The sequence below is a fragment of the Streptomyces sp. NPDC054956 genome, from assembly GCF_053609185.1.
Genome location: NZ_JBSGXB010000510.1, coordinates 1 through 3365, shown reverse-complemented (window position 1 = coordinate 3365; position 3365 = coordinate 1). Strand labels below are relative to the sequence as shown.

The window sequence follows — 3365 nt, the reverse complement described above, 5'->3', positions numbered from 1 at the left end:
GCTCTCCGTCCGGCTGCGCGGGGCGCGCGGGGGCGAGGCGCCCCGGCTCCCGGGCGGGCGCCGGCCGTACGTCCGCTCGGCGCTGCCGGCCCGGCCGCGCGAGCTCTCGTACGACCCGGAGAGCGAGACGCTGAGCATCGGGAGCGGGACCGTCTCCCCCGTCCCGGCCGGGGCCTGGGAGTACGAGGTCCAGGGCGTCCGCGTCCTGGAGGCGTGGTTCGGCGCCCGGCTCGCCCACCGGGACCCGGAGGCCGACGGGCTGGAGGCGCTGGGCCCGGCCGAGTGGCCGCAGGGCTGGACCTCGGAACTGCTGACCCTGGTGACGACCCTGGCGCTGCTGGCCGACCTGGCGCCGGAGCGGGCGGCGTTCGACCCCGGTCCGCCATTGGCGGCCTCCGAGCTCCACACGGCCGGGATCCTGCCGCCGCCGGTGCGGTCCCGCCGCCCCGCCTCGGTCCTGGACCACCAGGAGGAGGGCCCGGGCGGCCAGTTCGCCCTCCTCTGAGCCCCGGCCGGCCAGGCGGGCCGGGCCGGCCCCCCGGGGTCGGCCCTAGGTCGTCTCTTTCGGATCTTGCCGGTTGAGCCCGCGTCGTCCGGTGCCGTGCATCGCAAGGCGGAGAGGCTCCCGATTACTGGGCGTCCTCGGGTGCCTCGACAACGCGGCGAGGTGCGGTGCCGGGCGGCGCGGGTCAGGCAAGATCCGGAAGAGACGGCCTAGTCCCCCCAGGCGCCCAGCAGTCGTGACACCGACCGGTCGAACACCGCGGCCGGGTCGGGCAGTTCGCCCGGGATTCCCTGTGCCCCGGCGAGCACTCCCGCCAGCAGCGGGTACTCCCCCGTCGCCAGTCGGGAGCCGAGCCAGGCAGCCCGTACCTGCTGTTCGGCGGCCTCGCTCCAGGGGAGCTGGCGGGCCCGCTCGGCGAGGGCCAGCTCGCCCGTCACGAAGGCCGCGACCGTTCCGTTGACGGCGGCGATCAGCTCCAGCTTCTCCCCGCCGGAGGCGTCGAGCGGCTCCAGGCAGGCCAGGCTGTGCTCCAGGTACCGCAGGGCGTTCGGCCCGAACCCGTGGGCCGGGCTCAGCAGCCGGGGCAGCCAGGGGTGCCGGTGCATGATGCCCCGGGTCTGGCGGGCCAGCGCGAGCTGGTCGGCCCGCCAGTCGCCGGCCGGCGGGGTGAGGTCGTACTCCCCGCTGACGGTGTCGACCATCAGCTCGTACAGGTCCTCCTTGCGGGGCACGTAGTTGTACAGGGACATCGTCCCGGCGCCGATCCCGGCCGCCACGCGCCGCATGGAGACGGCTTCGATCCCCTCCTCGTCGGCGATCCGCACCGCCTCGGCGGCGATCGAGTCGCGGCTGTGCGCGGGCCGGGGGCCGCGGCCGGCCCGCGGCGGGCGGGCCCAGATCACTTCGGGTTCAGCGGAGCGGCCGCTGGGTGTCATCGCTCATCACCTCGTCCACATTGCTCACCATCCTAGTTACGTACAGCGTACGTAGTGGGGTAGGGTGCACCCATGACTACTACGTACGCCGTACTTAGTGAGCGCCTGGAGAAGAACTACGGCGAGGTCCACGCCCTGCGCGGCCTCGATCTCGCCGTTCCCGAGGGGACGATCTGCGGGCTCCTCGGCCCCAACGGCGCGGGCAAGACCACCGCCGTCCGGATCCTCACCACCCTCACCGCGCCCACCGGCGGCCGCGCCCTCGTCGCCGGGCACGACGTCACCCGGGACCCGGGCGCCGTCCGCCGCGCCATCGGATCGACCGGCCAATTCGCCTCGGTCGACGGGGACTTGACCGGGTCCGAGAACCTCCGGCTGTTCGCCCGCCTCGCCGGTCTGCGCGGCCGTGCCGCTCGGGAGCGCGCCGACGAACTGCTGGAGCAGTTCGGCCTCACCGAGGCCCGCGACCGGGTGGCGAGCACCTGGTCGGGCGGCATGCGCCGGCGGCTCGACCTGGCCGCCGGACTGGTCACCCGGCCCCGGGTGCTGTTCCTCGACGAGCCCACCACCGGCCTGGACCCGGCGGCCCGCGAGCAGATCTGGACGGCCGTACGCGCCCTCGCGCGGGAGGGCACGACCGTGCTGCTGACCACCCAGTACCTGGAGGAGGCCGACCGGCTCGCGGACGACATCGTGGTCGTGGACCGGGGCCGGGCCGCCGCCACCGGGACCCCGGCCGAGCTCAAGTCCCTGATCGGCGCCTACGCCGAGGTATCCGTGGCCGGGTCCGGGGCCCTGGCGGGCGCGGCCGCCGTACTCGACCGGCTGACCGGGGGCCTGCCCGCCCTCGACCCGGAACGCCTCACCGTCGGTGCGACCGTCCTCGACCCCGGGCTCACCCTGCCGCGGATCGTCCGCGCCTTCGACGAGGCCGGGATCGCCGTCACCGACGCGAGCCTGAGACCGCCCACCCTCGACGAGGTGTTCCTGCGCCTCACCGGGACCACCCCGACCGCCCCGGCCCCCCGTACGTCCCAGAACCCCGCCGAGACCAAGGAGCACGCGGCATGAGCACCCTGCTGTCCGACGGAGGCGCCGTCCTCACCCGCCAGCTGCAGAAGGCCCGGCACGCCCCGGGCCTGCTGATCCTCACCCAGACCATGCCGATCACCATGCTGCTGTTCTTCGGCTACGTCTTCGGCAGCGCGCTCGCCATGCCGGGCTCGGAGTACCGGCAGTTCCTGGTCCCGGGGCTGCTCGCCGCCACCGCCGCGAACGGCCTGATGACGGGCATGTTCACGGCCGCGCAGGACGCGCACCGCGGGGTGATGGACCGCTTCCGGACCCTGCCGATGAGCCGGACCGCGGTGCCGCTCGGGCAGACGGTGGCGGATCTGGTGACCACCGCCGCCTCGATGGTGCCGCTGATGCTGGTGGGACTGGCGATGGGCTGGCGGGCCGAGAACGGCCTCCCGGGCGCGGCCGCGGCCTTCGGGGTGCTGATGCTGTTCCGCTTCGCCACCGCGTGGGTGGGGACGTACCTCGGCCTGCTCAGCAAGAGCGAGGAGGCGGCGGGACAGCTCGGGAGCGCCACCTTCGTCCTGCCGATGCTCTCCAGCGCCTACCTGCCGACGGCCGGACTGCCCGGATGGCTGCGCACGGTCGCGGAGTGGAACCCGATCAGCGCCGTCGCCACCGCCGTGCGCTCGCTGTGCGGGAACGCCGGCGGCGAGGCCGCGGCGGGAGCCGCCTGGCCGGCCGCCCACCCGGTCGCCGGAGCGCTGCTCTGGTCGCTGGTACTGCTGGCCCTCTTCGTACCGGCGGCCACGCGCCGGTTCGCCCGCGGCCGCGACTGAGCGGAGGTCCGCCGCCCTGCGAGCCGGCGGAAACCCCGCAGCCCCGCTCCCGTGCCGACGGGTTCCACC

General features: G+C 75.0%; 4 protein-coding genes. 3 read left to right on the top strand and 1 reads right to left on the bottom strand.

The window, feature by feature from the left end; all coding sequences use genetic code 11:
- On the top strand, positions 1–505 hold a 505-nt coding region (locus ACWGDE_RS37525; protein WP_453393561.1), incomplete at its 5' end, for a type ISP restriction/modification enzyme.
- A gap of 209 nt (positions 506–714) precedes the next feature.
- Here ACWGDE_RS37525 and ACWGDE_RS37520 read toward each other — a convergent pair.
- Complete coding sequence (locus tag ACWGDE_RS37520; protein ID WP_453393560.1) at positions 715–1440, bottom strand: TetR/AcrR family transcriptional regulator; 726 nt, start codon at positions 1438–1440, stop codon at positions 715–717.
- A 72-nt stretch (positions 1441–1512) separates the two neighbouring features.
- Here ACWGDE_RS37520 and ACWGDE_RS37515 point away from each other — a divergent pair, with 72 nt between their 5' ends.
- Complete coding sequence (locus tag ACWGDE_RS37515) at positions 1513–2511, top strand: ATP-binding cassette domain-containing protein (protein ID WP_453393559.1); 999 nt, start codon at positions 1513–1515, stop codon at positions 2509–2511.
- On the top strand, positions 2508–3296 hold the full coding sequence (locus ACWGDE_RS37510; RefSeq protein WP_453393558.1) for an ABC transporter permease: 789 nt from the start codon (positions 2508–2510) through the stop codon (positions 3294–3296). The genes ACWGDE_RS37515 and ACWGDE_RS37510 overlap by 4 nt, the downstream gene beginning before the upstream one ends.
- The last annotated feature ends 69 nt before the right edge of the window (positions 3297–3365 follow it).

Excerpts from the sequence above, each read along its gene's own strand:
- ACWGDE_RS37515 (WP_453393559.1), top strand. The coding sequence starts at position 1,513 with ATGACTACTACGTACGCCGTACTTAGTGAGCGCCTGGAGAAGAACTAC.
- ACWGDE_RS37520 (WP_453393560.1), bottom strand. The coding sequence starts at position 1,440 with ATGACACCCAGCGGCCGCTCCGCTGAACCCGAAGTGATCTGGGCCCGC.
- ACWGDE_RS37510 (WP_453393558.1), top strand. The coding sequence starts at position 2,508 with ATGAGCACCCTGCTGTCCGACGGAGGCGCCGTCCTCACCCGCCAGCTG.